This is a genomic window from Scytonema sp. PRP1, assembly GCF_036697665.2.
Taxonomy (GTDB): domain Bacteria; phylum Cyanobacteriota; class Cyanobacteriia; order Cyanobacteriales; family Nostocaceae; genus Kalymmatonema; species Kalymmatonema gypsitolerans.
The window spans coordinates 1-16,457 of record NZ_JBAHYJ020000022.1 but is presented as its reverse complement, the minus strand read 5'-3'; the positions used below and the strand labels follow the sequence as shown (position 1 = coordinate 16,457).

At 43.4% G+C, this 16,457-nt stretch carries 8 protein-coding genes and 1 pseudogene; 8 read left to right on the top strand and 1 reads right to left on the bottom strand.

All coding sequences use genetic code 11. The features are described 5' to 3' along the window. The first annotated feature begins 220 nt into the window (after positions 1 to 220). Positions 221 to 1,813, top strand: a complete 1,593-nt coding sequence (locus V5G28_RS04020; protein ID WP_332997145.1) for a protein kinase domain-containing protein — start codon at positions 221 to 223, stop codon at positions 1,811 to 1,813. A gap of 57 nt (positions 1,814 to 1,870) precedes the next feature. Here the strand turns inward: V5G28_RS04020 and V5G28_RS04015 are convergent, their stop codons facing one another. Further along, positions 1,871 to 3,217 carry a tyrosinase family protein gene (locus V5G28_RS04015; protein WP_332997143.1) on the bottom strand — a complete coding sequence of 449 codons (1,347 nt, stop codon included), beginning with the start codon at positions 3,215 to 3,217 and terminating at the stop codon, positions 1,871 to 1,873. Positions 3,218 to 4,661: 1,444 nt separating this feature from the next. On the opposite strand from V5G28_RS04015, the gene V5G28_RS04010 reads away from it, so the two are divergent. The 7 genes and pseudogenes from V5G28_RS04010 (at position 4,662) to V5G28_RS03980 (ending at position 16,368) form a co-directional block, all read left to right on the top strand. Next, entirely contained in the window at positions 4,662 to 5,954 is a 1,293-nt protein-coding gene (locus V5G28_RS04010) for a PrsW family glutamic-type intramembrane protease (RefSeq protein ID WP_096563797.1), read from the top strand. A gap of 526 nt (positions 5,955 to 6,480) precedes the next feature. Then, positions 6,481 to 7,578 (top strand): annotated as a pseudogene (gene aroF / locus V5G28_RS04005) (3-deoxy-7-phosphoheptulonate synthase). Positions 7,579 to 8,213: 635 nt separating this feature from the next. After that, positions 8,214 to 10,409, top strand: coding sequence for an anthranilate synthase (locus tag V5G28_RS04000; protein WP_332997140.1), 2,196 nt, complete (start codon positions 8,214 to 8,216; stop codon positions 10,407 to 10,409). Positions 10,410 to 10,900: 491 nt separating this feature from the next. Continuing rightward, on the top strand, positions 10,901 to 11,758 hold the full coding sequence (gene trpC, locus V5G28_RS03995; protein WP_332997138.1) for an indole-3-glycerol phosphate synthase TrpC: 858 nt from the start codon (positions 10,901 to 10,903) through the stop codon (positions 11,756 to 11,758). Positions 11,759 to 11,823: 65 nt separating this feature from the next. After that, a complete protein-coding gene (gene trpA / locus V5G28_RS03990) occupies positions 11,824 to 12,639 on the top strand; it encodes a tryptophan synthase subunit alpha (RefSeq protein WP_332997136.1) in 816 nt (271 codons plus the stop codon). A 213-nt stretch (positions 12,640 to 12,852) separates the two neighbouring features. After that, on the top strand, positions 12,853 to 14,100 hold the full coding sequence (trpB, locus tag V5G28_RS03985) for a tryptophan synthase subunit beta (protein ID WP_332997134.1): 1,248 nt from the start codon (positions 12,853 to 12,855) through the stop codon (positions 14,098 to 14,100). A gap of 579 nt (positions 14,101 to 14,679) precedes the next feature. Next, the gene (locus V5G28_RS03980) at positions 14,680 to 16,368 is read left to right on the top strand and encodes an iron uptake porin (RefSeq protein ID WP_442994214.1); all 1,689 of its coding nucleotides are present in this window, start codon (positions 14,680 to 14,682) and stop codon (positions 16,366 to 16,368) included. Positions 16,369 to 16,457: the final 89 nt, after the last annotated feature.

Below are 16,457 nucleotides of genomic sequence, written 5' to 3'. Positions count from 1 at the left end.
GCTGTAAGTAATCTTTAACTAGACTGCCTTTGAAGTCCTCCGCCATAACGGTACATACGAGTGGCGGCACTATGCAAGGCGAGTCAAAAACCTAGCTGACGTGCGTACCTAAAGTTGACATGAGTGACGGGGATACGCAACTTTAGCCCTGTGCATAATGAGTGGATCTCTAACCCTATGAAATTAAAAAGCATATTTATAGTTAAACAAGAACTTACAAATGACTACAGAACTTAAACCAGGAAGTTTCATAAATAATCGTTATCGAATTGAGAAAACCCTTGGACAAGGGGGGTTTGGACGAACTTACTTAGCATTTGATGCTCAGCGCTTTGGTGAAGCCTGTGTTCTCAAAGAGTTTGTACCTGCAACCACCAAAGAAGGTATTATTCGTAAATCTAGGGAGCTATTTGAGCGGGAAGCGAAAGTTTTATACCAAATTCAGCATCCTCAAATTCCCAAATTCATGGCTTGGTTGACGGACAACGAGCGGCTGTTCATCGTCCAGGAATATATTGATGGCAAAACTTATGCACAAATTTTATCCGAACATCTTTCTAGAAAAGGTAAGCCATTTTCGGAAACTGAAGTGAGAGCATGGCTACTAGATATGTTGCCAGTGTTGGAATATATCCACGAGTCCAACATTATTCATCGCGATATTTCACTCGATAATATCATGCTTGCTCATAATCAATCTAAACCCGTGCTGATTGATTTTGGGGTGGTTAAGGAGAAATTAACCCAGATATTATCAGATGAATCTCCAAATCACCAGTACTCAGTTCACGGTTCAGTCGTGGGGAAAATTGGCTACTCTCCACCAGAACAGCTGCGTTTAGGACATTGCTACCCCTCTAGTGATATCTACGCACTTGCCGTTTCTGCGCTTGTCCTTTTGACTGGGAGAATGCCATATTTGTTGATGGATGGTTCTCTAAAGTGGCAATGGCGCTCCTATGCCAGTATTAGTGACTCTTTAGCTCGCATACTCGAAAAAATGCTGGCAGAAGTCCCAACACAGCGCTACCAGTCAGCAAAAGAAGTTCTGGTGGAACTTAATCATCATAATAATCATAATCATAATAATAACAATAATAATAATGACAATAAAAAGTCATCATTTTCACTTGGTGGCATAGTTTCTAGCCTGTTGCCGAAAACACAGCGAATTAACACTAACATTTCCCAAGCGCAGGAAAAACCAAAAGCACTTCGCAATAAAGATTTAGAAGATTCCCTCGTTTTAGCAGAACTAGAACAAAAGCTTAGCCAAGCCGGTGAAACAAATACTCAATTGCAGACACAAACGCCTGTCTCTCTCAACCCAGAATTTTTAGAGTTTGTCGGGCGAGAATTGACTAGTTTTGTTGGTCCTTTCGCCAGCTTTTTGGTGAAACAGACTTTGAACAAAAGCCCAGAGATAGCAGGAAACGAATTCATTGAATCGCTAGCTGGGGCAATTCCTGATGCACAGATGGCACAAGAATTTAGAAATCGCATCCAACGTTCTATTCAACCTAACTCCCAAAAGCTTGAAAATTCTATCAACTCACAGCAACTCCAGGGAAGCTATCCTGCAATTAGCAATCCAGAGTTTTTAGAACATTGTCGGCGACAACTGACTAGTTTTGTTGGTCCTGTTGCGAGCGTCATTCTCGAACATACTTTGGATGCACACCCAAATTTAACTCCAAATCAACTTATAGAAACTTTGGTAGCAGAAATTCCTAACGAGCAAAGGGCAGAACAATTTAAAGAAAGCATTCAGAAATTAACAACTCACAACTCAACACTCAATGCATATAAATAAGTGGTAAATGCACCCATCGTCTGGTGGCTGGCAAAAATACCAAAGAGCAAGCTGATCTTACTTTCCGACGCAATTTAGATGCGTTTGCTCTGGATATGAGCGTTTACGCCGCAACAAAGAAGCTGCACCCAAAGCACCCAAACCTAATAAACCGAATGTAGAAGAAGTTTCGGGAACTGGTTTGACAAAAGTGTCATAGGTATAGCCGTACTTGGGCCAATCCAAACTATCTATAGGTCTGACAATATCATCAGGTGAAACAACGGGTAAGTAGGGGCGTATATCTGTGCTACCAATTGACCCTGGTATGGAATCACCTCCGTCCCAAGGCCACATCCTATCATTGAGATTGTGTCCGTAATGTTCTGTACCTGGAACAGCATAAAATTCGCTACCTTGGCGACCATTATTCTGCCATTCAGCCCAAAGACGATCTATGTTGGTATGGAGGAGCCAGAAAACTGGGTCATTGGGAGAACCAGGAGTGTTGCTCAGGGTACCGAATGTTAGCAAGCGCCGCTCCGTCTCGTTCGGATTAGGATTTGGCACAGTCCCGCCAACCGATGCATGAACGAAGTTATGATTACATGGGTTGCGGCATTCACTTTGAGTGCCATCTGCATTGATGGTAATCTCTCCCTCAATGAAAGGGCGAAACGTAGCATAATCTGGCGACTGGAGTATTCTGTCTGTTTCTGCTCTATCTAAGGGGAATCCAGATCCAGGAGGCGCATCTGGAGCTGGTAGATAGCGTACAAGTGATGTGCCTAGAGTTTCGGCTGTACCGATGTTGCTATGTAAGTCCGGGATTATAGTCCAGCCATCAGCTTCGGAAAAATTACCAGACACGACCGGACCCCCATCAAGCCTAATAGTAGGTCTACCATCTGGATATTCAATAATCAGCGTTGATCCTGAGCCATTTGTCCCTAAAAAGTTGGGGTCAAAAATAACGTTAACAGATCTTGGATCTGCCCAATCCCAGTAGGGGAGGGTGACATTAGGATTGACTGACTGCAAAGCTTGTTCAAATCGGCTTAAATATTCACGATGCCAAGGTAGAAATCCCCCATTTTCATGAGCCGCATCAGCTCCAGTCGCAGGTCCTGTAGAAGGTGTGTCCTGCGGCAACATAACTTGTCCACCCAATTGCATTGGGTCGAATGTCATGGCTCCTGCATGAATGGCAACAAACTCGTCATAGAGACTGACGTTTTTGTTGTTACTGCCGGGTATGGTTTTTAATGTTTTGACAGCATTAACAAAGTCTGATTTCTCCTGTGCTGTCAGGTCAATAACGTTCTTTCTCACAAAGGTGTTCGCTATTGCTGGAATTTGCAACATAGTCATGGCAATAGCCGTGCCAAAACTTATTGTTGTGACAATTTTTTGTAGATATTTCATGAATTGTGTATTATTACTCAGAAAAGCTGAATAAAATTCTACATAGCTTTTATAAAAAATATCACGATAGTAGTAAATTCGTTACAAACTGAACGATTAGCTCAACCAAGGGCGATCGCTCTTGGCAATGATTTTTATCTACTGAAATGCTTTAAGGATGGAAAGCGCTCGTCTTTTGCGTAACTTCTACTCAGAAGTGCAAAGACGAGTTATGTAGGGCTTATGGTGTTGCATGCAATACACAACTGTAGAGACGTTACATATAACGTCTCTACATTATTCGTGGTGATGTGTGTGATTCAAATGAGAACCAGTATATAGGATTCCTATTTGATTTTTGAAATAGACGTAGGGTGGGCAATGCTCATCAAAACCCAAATATAACCCAGATATAGTGGGCATTGCCCACCTTACAGATACTTAAATTTTTCAAAAATCAAACCGGATTGGTATATTAAGACATTTTTTATATAGTAACGTAATTTTTTTGCTGATAATGACTGCTTTTTACAAGCATAATCAGCAGTACACTGCTCTAAATTCTCCTGAAAAACTAGAAAGTAGAAATTTTTTTCTCCCAAAAAGCATCGGGACGCGCATAAGTCTTCAACCCTGTCCCTATAAAAATTCAGAATCGAAAAAACGAGTTCAAACAGCCATTTAACTCACGGCGCAAAAAGATACCAACTTAACAGTGAACAGCTACCTACGCAGTTATCAGTTAAATACGAGTGGTCGCGCGTCCCCCACCAAGTGCACCGTTCGTCAAGAGACGTGCCTACGGCATAGGCGTTGGTGGCACTTCGCGCATCCCCCAAAGCGCCCGCCGTCAGGACTCAGGACTCAGGACTCAGGACTGATTTAATCATCCTGATATGAAATTCACGGTATTGGCGCATGAAGATTGAATATGCCTTGAACAAGTGCAGTATGGGATGAATCAATGCTTTTTGCTCATAGAGATTTAGCGATCGCCATCTAAGTAGAAAGGCGCAAATAAACAGAAGTATGTAACAGAAAGTAAAGTTAGCTGAAACCCTGTTCCCTTCTGCCCGGTTGGTGAGCCTGTCGAACCACTGCCCTCTGCCTTGTCTCAACGATAAATATTCACGCCGACCTAGTTAGGGCAGTTCTTTTATACTTCACAAAGGGAGCAGCCCTTTTGCCCCAACCAATGCGCCAGAAGCTTCCTAACAATCAAAAACCCTCTGCTTAACGCGCAGATATATTCTACATCAGCTTGGAAAATCATCACGGAAGAGCCCAGTGTTACATTCAAGATTGCCGTGCTAACTTATGCTTAAAGTCAAAATTAGCCATCAGAAAAGCACGAGTTAAAAGCTATGTATAATGGCACTATTTTTTTATAAAACTTTACAAATTATAATTGTCGTATCATCATAGCATTTTTCTTGATGAAAGACACAACTAGAGGAATCATTTGATGACAGGACAACACCGTTACAAGAGTTTCTTAACACAAATTAATCCTAGTGCAGCAAGTGACTCTGAACAGATTCAGTACCCAATTTTCCCTGAGAAACCAATAGTCATTGGACGTGATTATAATCGTTGTGACATTGTTTTAGATTCCACGCAATACCCGGACGTTTCACGTGAGCATGTGAAAATTTCCGCCCTCTCGTCTCAATCTCCAAGCGGTATGCCTGTTTGGGAGATATGCGATTTGGGGAGCCGTAATGGCACTTATGTCAATAATCAGCGCTTACAGGGTTGTCAAACTTTGGAAGTGAATGACCGCATCAAAATTGGTGGTAATGGTCCAGAATTCATCTTGGAGTGCCAAGCAGCTAGCTTTATTAGCCTGACAGATCTCTTTCCTGTCGTCTCGAGAAAACTGGATTTACACCAAAGCGGTTTGCTGATTCCGGGTATTATTACCGTAATATTCGTAGTAGCAATGTTAGCTACTCGAGATACTAATTACTTCCTGTACATCTTAGCAGCTTATCTAGCTGTTGCGAGTCACTACGTTATCCACAAACTCTGCCATAAGCATAAGCCCTGGTGGTTGCTAGTTAGCGTAGGTCTGGCTACTAGTCTGCCGCTTTTGAATGGCTTTCATGAATTTACACATATTTTTTCTGACCTTTTACCAGTAAGTTTGTTGAAAGAACATGAGAACATTTTTACGATAATTTCTAAGGAATTTTTCAAAGCAGGGTTATTAGAAGAACTTTTCAAAGTACTGCCGGTGCTATTAGTTTACTTGCTAGGCAGACTACTCTCATCACCTAAGCGCGAACTGATTGGGGTATGGGAACCTATTGATGGAATCCTTTTAGCGACGGCATCTGCCACTGGATTTGCACTCGTAGAGAGTTTGATGTCAGTGAATGAAGTCACCCAAAGCAAAGGTAATTTTGCCGGATTAACACTTTTAATTCCCCTAATTTTAGGAGATATTTCTGGACAGGTGGCATACAGTGGTTACTTCGGCTACTTTCTTGGATTGAGTGCAATGAAACCTTCCAAGGCTTGGCAGCTTGCAGGAATCGGCTATCTGACTTCAGCAGTTCTACATACCCTTGGGGCTGTAGTCTCTGAGTTGCAAAAGGAACAAAAGCTAGATTTTCTCATCGGTAATTTACTCTTAGCTTTGATAGGCTGTCTAGCTTACGCATGTTTGATAGCAGCAATCCTCAAAGCCCGTCACTTTTCGCCAATTCACTCACACAAATCTGCCGATCCTCATGGTTCGTCCAACTTGCATTAACTTTCACTAATTCAACGTATATATACAGAGACTAAGCGCCGATAGTCAAGCGATCGCTTCGGGGGCGATCGCTTCAAACAGGCTAATATCATGTTCGCTTAATTGCCCATAATAAAACTTCTTTGTAGTAAGGAAGAATTCAGGAGTCAGGAGTCATTCTGACTCCTGACTTTTTTCGCGACTGTCTTTTCTTGCAGACTAAAGTCTGCTGTGTTATGGCAACAGCCAAGGTGGTTAGGACATCAACAGATGATAAAACCTAGACACAAAAAGACTTTTCACCCAGTCCAAGCGTCCCTAGTCCCCTGCTATATTTGCGCACTGTCCGTGGCGCGGCGAGGCTTTCAGCCTTCTTACCTGTAAACTTTCAAAATTTTTCTCCAAAAAAGCAAAGGGACGAGCATAAGTTTTCAACCCTGATCCCTATAAAAAATCAGAACACAAAAAACGAGTTGAAAACGCCAAATAACTCACGGCGGACAAAGATACAAACAAGAAACCAAAACTATTTTACGAGGTAAACAAAATGATTGTCGTCATCAAATCTCAAACACCCGCATCTGAAGTTCAACGCATCATTCAAGAATTGGATCGCTACCCTGTCACAGCTGAAAAAGTCGTCGGCAAAGACAAAGTTGTCATAGGCTTAGTGGGTGAGACAACTGCGATCGCTCCAGAACACATTCAACAAATCAGCCCATTCATTGAACAAGTCGTACGAGTCAAACAACCATTTAAGCGCGCTTCGTTAGAATATCGCTATGGCGAACCAAGTGAAGTCGCTGTCCCAACTCCTAACGGTGTGGTAACGTTTGGTCAAAATCATCCTTTAGTAGTCGTGGCTTGACCTTGTTCAGTGGAAAATGAAGAAATGATTGTCGCCACAGCACAAGTCGTCAAAGCTACAGGCGCACAATTCATCCGAGGCGGTGCTTACAAACCTCGTTCTTCACCTTATGCTTTCCAAGGACATGGCGAAAGTGCTTTAGCACTGTTAGCACTAGCGCGTGAAGCCACAGGGCTAGGAATTATCACAGAAGTTATGGATACTGCTGATGTTGAGAAAGTTGCAGCCGTTGCAGATGTGGTACAAATTGGTGCGCGCAATATGCAGAATTTCTCCTTGCTTAAGAAAGCAGGCGCTGCTGGCAAACCAATTCTGCTCAAGCGCGGGCTGTCTGCAACAATTGAAGAATGGTTGATGGCTGCGGAATATATTCTGGCTGCAGGCAATCCAAATGTGATTTTGTGCGAACGCGGAATTCGCTCTTTTGACAAGCAGTACACCAGAAATACTCTAGATTTATCTGTGATCCCTGTATTGCGTACCCTGACCCATTTGCCAATTATGATTGACCCAAGTCATGCCACTGGCTACTCTCAGTATGTACCCACAATGGCAAAGGCAGCGATCGCCGCTGGTACAGATTCGTTGATGATTGAGGTTCACCCCAACCCCGCCAAAGCACTTTCAGATGGTCCTCAGTCTCTGACACCTGGCGATTTTGTCGAACTGATGCAAGAAATTGCTCTTCTTGCTCAATTCTTCGGGCGTGGAACCAAATCAGCTTTCACAAATGCGACATCATTTGCTGCTAAAGTCCCTGCAAGTATCGGTGTTTAAATTGCAAAGATTGTGTGTGGTTTATTCAGGGTAGGTAATTTCACGTTGATACCAATTCATTGATTGATTTGCTTACCCATGATTCTTTAATCATCCTGAAATTATTGCATTAAAGCAATCATGTGGGCGTATTATTTTTCCAGTTTGACTATAAATGAATCCAAATAGACGGTCTATTCGCTGGGATTTTCCTATCTATAGCAGGGGACTAGGGACTGGGGACTGGGGACTGGGTGAAAAGTCTTTCTGTGTCTAGGTTTTATCATTTGTTGATGTCCTAACCACCTTGGCTGTTGCTATAAATCCAAAATTGACACTGGTGTTACATTCTCATAAACCTTTGTACAAACTACTTGACAAATTTCCTGAGACTCTATCATTTTTTTGTGGATGTCGGCAATGAAAATAGACGCAATACATAATTTGATGCGAAATGCTCCAGAATCACTTATTTCTTATAACTGCATAAGTCAGATTTAATTGCACCTATTTATGAGTAGTTGTTGTCAACCCACAGTCACTCAAAAAAATGATGGTCAACGTCAGATTTTAACCAGTGTCTTGCAGAGAATGCCACCAAGTAGGTAACCTATCCTGGTAATGATTTTTTAAATTAGCTTTCAGAGGTAATATTGATGCCATTTGATACTCACTCTTACACAACTCAAGGTGGAATATTTGTATCGCGATCTGTAACTAATACTTCTATAAATTCTGCCATTGAGGAGGTTTTAGTACGTCTGGATTCCCAACGCGGTGGCTTGCTGGCAAGTAGCTATGAATATCCAGGACGGTATAAAAGATGGGCGATCGGTTTTGTCAATCCACCTTTAGAACTTGTTACCCGCGATAACACTTTTAGCATTACGGCGCATAACGAGCGAGGCAAGATACTGCTAGATTATCTGGCAGAGTGTTTGTTGGACCAACCATACCTTCAAGCCGTAAATAAAGAAAACAACCAAATCATCGGTTCCGTCAAACCAACAGAACGTTTATTTTCAGAAGAAGAACGCAGCAGACAACCATCTGTTTTCAGTGTGGTTCGCGAGATATTATCTGTCTTCTACAGCCCGGAAGACGAAAATCTGGGACTTTATGGCGCATTTGGCTATGACTTGGTTTTCCAGTTTGAGCAAATGCCAAAGCATCTGGAACGTGCAGCAGACCAAAGGGATTTGGTACTATATCTGCCTGATGAATTGTTAGTTGTTGACTACCACTTACAACAGGCATTTCGTTTGCAGTATGATTTCGTGACCAAGGTTGGTAGCACTAGGGATTTACCTCGCACAGGTGAAGTTATCGATTACCGAGGTCAGCGCCTCAGTGTCACTCAAGCCTCTGACCATGAAAGCGGTGAATATGAGGGACAAGTTACCAAAGCCCTCGATTACTTCCGTCGTGGCGATTTATTTGAAGTTGTTCCTAGTCAAAGCTTCTTTCAAGCCTGCGAAAAACCCCCAACTGAACTTTTCCGAATTCTCAAGGAGATAAATCCCAGTCCCTATGGATTTATCTTTAATTTAGGTGGAGAATATTTAATTGGTGCATCTCCAGAAATGTTTGTGCGTGTTGACGGTAGACGTGTTGAAACTTGCCCAATCAGTGGAACGATTCGCCGGGGACAAGATGCCATTACTGATGCGGCGCAAATTCAGAAGCTGCTGAACTCGCGCAAAGATGAATCTGAACTCACCATGTGTACCGACGTAGACCGCAACGATAAGTCGCGGATTTGTGAGCCAGGGTCTGTGCGAGTGATTGGTCGTCGCCAAATTGAAATGTACAGCCATCTTATCCATACAGTAGACCATGTCGAGGGTATACTGAAACCGGAAGCTGATGCTTTGGATGCATTCCTCACCCATCTGTGGGCAGTTACAGTCACAGGAGCACCAAAACGTTCTGCGATGCAGTTTCTCGAACAAAATGAGCGCAGCCCCAGACGTTGGTATGGTGGAGCTGTTGGAGGCTTAAGTTTTAAAGGCAACTTGAATACTGGTTTGATTTTACGAACTATCCGACTCAAGGACTCAGTTGCACAGGTGCGAGTCGGTGCAACGGTTCTTTATGACTCAGAACCAGAAGCCGAGGCACAAGAAACTCTTACTAAAGCTGGTGCCTTATTCCAAACACTTCGTACAGTAATTCATAAGAGTGCAGATTTGCCAATATTGTCAAACCTTGACGTTCAAGAAGCGAATCCAGCAGCACTCAAGCGTGTCTTGCTGGTTGACTATGAAGACTCATTTGTTCACACCTTAGCAAATTACATCCGTCAAACCGGTGCTACAGTGACAACACTACGGCATGGTTTTGCAGAATCAGTTTTTGATACAGAAAAACCCGACTTGGTTGTTTTATCTCCTGGTCCTGGAAAACCCAGTGACTTCCGTGTTGCAGATATAATTGCCATCTGCAAAAAACGCGAGATTCCTATATTTGGCGTGTGTTTGGGATTACAGTCAATAGTCGAGGCACATGGTGGAAAACTGGGAGTTCTGGATTATCCCCAGCATGGCAAGGTATCTCAGGTATCTGTTGTTGCTCCAGATTCTGTTGCCTTTAAAGGTTTACCACAATCGTTTGAAGTTGGTAGATACCACTCATTGTATGCGCTACCAGAAAGCCTACCTGCAGAACTCAAAGTGACAGCCATATCTGCGGATGGTGTGATTATGGGCATCGAGCATCAAACATTACCCATTGCTGGTGTTCAGTTCCATCCAGAATCTATCATGACTTTGGCAGAAGGAGTCGGATTAACAATTGTGACAAACGTAGTACGTGCATTCACTAGCAAACTCCCCTCTTCAGTCGTTGCATAAGATCCCCCCTGCCCCCCTTACAAAGGGGGGACGATCGCCCATGCGTGTCAACTTAAGCCAAAACCCTTCTAAAATCTCGTTTCCAGGTGGAACCTGGAAAGGCAATTGAAGCGGCTAGTAACGCTCATAAGGGACTTCCAAAAAATAAATTATTCAATATGAGTGGGGTGGGCATCCTGCCCGCCCAGTTTATAGGAGGGACTAGAAGCCCCGAAGTTGTGAGTCTCCTCCACCAGACGCACTCGCGTATGCCTGCGGCACGCTGCGCGAACGGAGGAAACCGACCCTCAGACTTCTCTCCATCCCACAAAAAAAGTTGGATATTTTTTAATTTGGAAGTCCCTAAGGCAGGCAGAGGCTCCCAAGGCTGCATTCCCAGCCTCAGGCTGGGAACGAGGCAAAAGCGGACGGGCTGTCTAGTCCATGCCACAAAAAATGCTTGTTCATCCCGTAAATATACAACGCCCAACTCATAACCGCTATAAAAAAAGATGCTGAATTATCAATCTCAACCAGAAATAACTACACAGTCCGCCAAACCGCGCCATATTCTCGAAGAAATTGTTTGGCACAAACAGCAAGAAGTTGCCGTGATGAAAGAGCAACTGCCGTTTTCCGATTTACAACTTCAAATTAGCCTTGCTCCTGCTGTGCGAAATTTCTTGAATGCTTTACGCCAAAATCCCATCAAGCCCAGCATTATTGCGGAGGTCAAGAAAGCCTCACCAAGTAAAGGAGTTATTCGTGCTGATTTTGAACCGGTGAAAATTGCTTCTGCATATGAGCGAGGTGGTGCAAGTTGTATTTCTGTGTTAACTGACGAGAAATTTTTTCAAGGCAGTTTTGAAAATTTGCGACTTATTAGAAAGAGTGTAGGGTTGCCGCTACTTTGCAAAGAGTTTGTCATAGACCCTTACCAAATTTACAAAGCACGAGTCAATGGTGCAGATGCAGTGCTACTGATTGCAGCTATCTTAAGCGACGAAACGCTGCAAGATTTCCTGCACATTGTTCATGATTTAGGCATGACTGCCTTGGTGGAAGTGCATACTTTAACTGAACTTGACCGAGTGCTGGCATTATCAAATGTGCAACTTGTCGGCATTAACAACCGCAATTTGGAAGACTTTAACCTTGACTTAGAAACGACTAAACACTTGTTGTCAGAACGTAAAGAAAAGTTAAGAAGTTTAGACATTACGGTTGTCAGTGAGTCTGGTTTGTATACATCTTCTGATTTAGCTTTTGTCGCCGAAGCCGGAGCTGAAGCTGTATTGATTGGAGAATCTTTAGTTAAGCAAGCTGATTTGGAGCAAGCTGTCAAAGAATTAAGGATTCATGGATCTTGAATATTGCATTTTTGATTCTGTCTTTCCCCTATTAACTTATTGTTGGCTTTCAATAGAAAATTAAGATGAGTACTATCTCCGGACACTTTGAATCTTTACGCGCACAAAACCAATGCGCTTTAATTCCTTTTATTACAGCTGGCGATCCTGATTTGGAAACGACAGCCGAAGCGTTGGGAATTTTGGATGCTAGTGGTGCAGATTTCATTGAACTGGGAGTTCCCTATTCTGACCCATTGGCTGATGGACCTGTGATTCAAGCGGCTGCAACTCGCGCCCTTAAGGGAGGGACTCGCTTAGCTGATGTTTTAAAAATGGCGCAGTCAGCTACTCGTAAGTTGCGATCGCCTATCATCCTGTTTACTTATTACAACCCAATTCTAAATCTAGGTGCTGAGCAGTTCCTCAAGCAAGTTGCAGCTTCTGGAATCAAGGGGTTGGTTGTACCCGATTTGCCCTTAGAAGAAGCAGATGATTTGTTACAGCGTGCTGAAACTGAAGGAATTGAAGTCATATTGTTAGTGACTCCTAACAGCTCAAAAGAACGAATTGAGGCGATCGCCCGTCAATCTCGTGGTTTTATTTACCTGGTAAGTGTCACAGGTGTTACAGGTGTACGCTCCGAGTTGCAAACGCGGGTGAAAGACGTACTCCAAGAAATCCGCAGTGTGACTGACAAGCCAATTGCTGTTGGTTTTGGCATCTCCACTCCAGAACAAGCTCGTCAAGTTAAGGAGTGGGGTGCAGATGCAGTGATTGTGGGAAGCGCCTTTGTGCAACGCTTGGGAGAAAGTACACCATATCGCGGGCTGCGAGCTATTAGAGATTTTTGTAACGATTTGAAGGTATCTATTACCCCCACTGTAAAAATTAAAAATTAACCATTTTGGGCTTACGCCATCTTTTTCTCTGTGTTGCTTGGTGCGCTTGAATATAGCGATTGGTGGGGTTGAATGAAATAGATCAAGAAATAAGAACCACAGATGGACACAGATGGACACAGATAAAGAATGACTTGATTCAAACGAGAAGCGTTATAAATTCGCGTAAGCCTTGAAAATTTCAAACTCCATATTACAAATTCAGGAAATTTCATGTTAGCAAACACTCAAAATACAAATCTTTCTACTCCACAGACTCATCAACAACCAGATATCCTCGGTCGGTTTGGTCAATTTGGGGGTAAGTATGTCCCTGAAACATTAATGCCGGCACTCAGTGAATTAGAAACCGCGTATCAGAAATACCGCAACGACCCGGATTTTCAAAACGAACTACAGGGACTCTTACGCGACTACGTTGGACGCGCTACCCCCCTCTACTTTGCGGAACGCCTCACCAAGCACTATGCCAAACCAGATGGCACAGAACCGCAAATTTACTTAAAACGGGAAGACTTAAACCATACAGGCGCTCACAAAATTAATAACGCCTTAGCTCAGGTGTTACTCGCGAAACGTATGGGCAAACAGCGGATTATTGCGGAAACCGGAGCAGGTCAGCATGGTGTTGCAACCGCGACAGTCTGCGCCCGTTTTGGCTTAAAATGCCTGATTTACATGGGCATCCATGACATGGAACGACAAGCCCTGAATGTGTTTCGGATGCGATTGATGGGGGCAGAAGTCAGTCCTGTAGAGGCGGGAACCGGAACCCTCAAGGATGCGACAAGTGAAGCAATTCGGGATTGGGTAACGAATGTAGAAACCACTCACTACATTTTAGGTTCCGTTGCTGGACCCCATCCCTACCCAATGATGGTGCGAGACTTTCAAGCGATCATTGGCAAGGAAACTCGCGCCCAGTCCCAAGAAAAATGGGGCGGACTACCCGATATTCTGCTTGCTTGTGTTGGCGGAGGTTCCAATGCTATTGGGCTTTTCCATGAATTTGTCAACGAACCATCTATACGCTTGATTGGAATTGAGGCAGCAGGTGAAGGGATTGATACTGAAAAGCACGCGGCAACTTTGACACTTGGCAGACCCGGTGTTTTGCACGGAGCAATGAGTTATGTTCTGCAAGATGGGGATGGTCAAATTGTCGAAGCACACTCTATCAGTGCTGGATTAGATTATCCCGGTGTCGGTCCAGAACATAGTTATTTAAAGGATGTTCAACGTGCTGAATATTACAGTATAACTGACCAGCAGGCATTGGAGGCATTTAAGCGTCTGTCGCAACTCGAAGGGATTATTCCGGCACTGGAAACATCCCACGCCATTGCTTTCCTAGAAACTCTTTGTCCGCAACTGAGTGGTAGCCCCAGAATTGTTATCAACTGTTCTGGACGTGGTGACAAGGATGTGCATACAGTTGCTAAATTCTTGGATACTTTTTAACGCTGATATAGGAATCCTAAATCATAAGCCCTACGGGCACGCTGCGCGTATGCCTTCGGCACGCTCTGCGCTTACGTGAACAACGAGATTCCCGACTTCTTGAAGAAGTCGGGAATTTAGCGCTCGCGCAGGCAATTTCACACAAATTAGATAGGATTGCTATAAATAATTGGTTGTGAGGTTGAAAACATCATGCAATATGCTCAGAATTGTAATTTTAAGACATTTTCTGCTTTTTTTAGTTAGTTTTATTAGATAATTAAGTTTGTCGTTAAACGACTTTTTCAAGTTTAGACACTTTATTTTCAAAGTGTTTAAAATTATTATGATTTCTCCTCACACAAAAAATTAATTTTTGATATCAAAATTAACGAGATGCAGAAGAAGAAAGTGTCTGAAAATCTTACTGTAAAAGCCCCAGTTTACGAAAAATTTCTGGCTCATACAATTGCTTCTGGAGTCAGCCTGCTGAGTTTATTACTTTTAGGGACATCTTCAACAAGGGCGCAAGTACCCTCCGCTTCAAATGGTGCAGCAAATTTAGTTAGTCAAAATCAGGTTCAAAAAAACACACCTGAAATGAATCAGGTGACAAATGTCAATCAACTGAGTAATGTCCAACCAAGTGAAATACCTTCCACGTCAGGTGGTACAGGAAACTTCGTCAGTCAAAACCAGGGAAAAAAAAGCACGCCTGGAATAAGTCAGGTGACAAATGTTAATCAACTGAGTGATGTCCAACCTACTGATTGGGCATTTCAAGCATTGCAGTCACTGGTTGAACGCTATGGTTGTATTGCTGGGTATCCCAATGGAACCTATCGCGGGAATCGCGCAATGACGCGTTATGAGTTTGCGGCTGGACTCAATGCTTGCTTGAACCGCATTAATGAACTGATAGCGACTGCAACAACAGATTTGGTCAGAAGAGAAGACTTAGCAACTTTGCAAAAGCTACAGGAAGAGTTTACTGCTGAGTTAGCAACTTTACGAGGTCGGGTAGATGTGCTAGAAGCACGTAGCGCTGAACTCGAAGCCAATCAGTTTTCTACAACGACCAAGCTGCAAGGTCAGGCAATTATCTCTGTGAATGCTGGTGGGTTTTCGGGCGATCGCATTATTGACCCCGGTGCCACAGTTGACCCTGGTAACCCCAGACGTAATCCAATCACCAGCCAACCTAATCCCACAATCTTGTTCCGAGCAGGTATCGATTTAAACACCAGCTTTCGTGGAACTGACTTGCTGAAAATTCGACTCGACACTGGAAGTGGTCTTAATGATCAAGCCCCTGATGCTGGGAAAGACAATGCTGCTGGTTTACTCGAGCAAAATTTTGGCAGTGTTTTAGACTACTCAGTCAAGCCACCTACAAATGGTGATGTAGAGATCAGTAGACTGTATTACAGCTTTCTACTCGCTAAAGACTTTAGGGTCTCTGTTGGTCCAAGTTTTTTCCCAACCGATTTTGTTGACTTCAACAGTTACGCTTACCTCAGCTTCCGAGACTTTAGCACTCTCGCTTTTGTAAATAACTTTGTTCTGTTCCCAGTTAACGGTCAAAGTGCAGGGGCAGCAATTGATTGGAAACCTGGTAATGGAGCATTTTCCGTGCGGGCGTTGTATGCCGCAACAGACGCAGCCAATCCTATCCAACAGGGACCGGGAGTGATTCAGGGTCTTTCACCATTCACAAATATACTATATCCTAGGCAATTTGCTGCTGCTGCTCCTGGTGGTGGTCCTGGTGGTGGTCCTGGTGGTGGTCCTCCTAATGTGAATACAGGCGATCGGGGCTTTTTTGGAGATACTTTTCAAGGTACTGTAGAACTAGAATATGCCCCTTCGAGGGCATTTGCCGTACGTCTGCAATATAGTGGTGGCGAATTGTTTAGCAACCGCTTTGATAGCTATGGCGTGAATGTTGAACTGACCCTCGCAGAAAAGTTTGGTATTTTTGGTCGCTACGGTTATGGTAACTTTGATAACACCGCCTTTGGCGATATCAAACCCAACTACTGGATGGCAGGGGTTGGGGTGCGAGACTTGTTTACACGCGGTGCTTTAGCAGGAATTGCTGTTGGTCAGCCATTTGTTGTCAATCAAATCGGCGATTCAACTCAGACCAATTTCGAGGCATTTTATAACTACCCGTTTAGCCGAAATATCCAAGTCACACCAACAGTTCAAGTGATTAACCATGCAGGAAATGAAGAAAGCAACGGCACAATTGTGACAGGTACACTCCGTACAGTATTTTCCTTTTAAAAGCATCAAAAAAATAACTGCTTTCTGAATCTTAGTTTGTAGTAAGCACATAGCGTGCTTGCTACTCTTCATGCGTGCTTCTTATAACG